This is a genomic window from Methylobacterium sp. D48H, from assembly GCF_053345715.1.
Genome location: NZ_JBKFAP010000139.1, coordinates 1 through 313, shown reverse-complemented (window position 1 = coordinate 313; position 313 = coordinate 1). Strand labels below are relative to the sequence as shown.

The window sequence follows — 313 nt, the reverse complement described above, 5'->3', positions numbered from 1 at the left end:
GCCGCCCTGCGGGCCGGGGGCCGGTCTGTCAGCCGCGGACGGGTGGAGCGCCTCATGCGCCGGCACGGCATCCGTGCTTTGGCGGGGCGTCGGTTCCGGCCCTGTACGACCGGCAGCCGGCACGATCTTCCGATCGCCCCAAACCTCCTGAAGCAGGACTTCTCGGCCGCGCGGCCAAACACGGTCTGGCTGGCCGATATTACCTACCTGCCGACCGGCGAGGGCTGGCTGTATCTGGCCGCCGTCCTCGATCTGGCCACGCGCAAGATCGTCGGCTGGCCGATGCGCGATCACATGCGCGCTGAGCTGAGCG

The 313-nt window shown here is 70.6% G+C and carries 1 protein-coding gene; it reads left to right on the top strand.

The features are described from left to right. Positions 1-313 (top strand): DDE-type integrase/transposase/recombinase (locus ACLBX8_RS31840; RefSeq protein WP_447716429.1); only part of this gene is annotated, 313 nt, incomplete at both ends.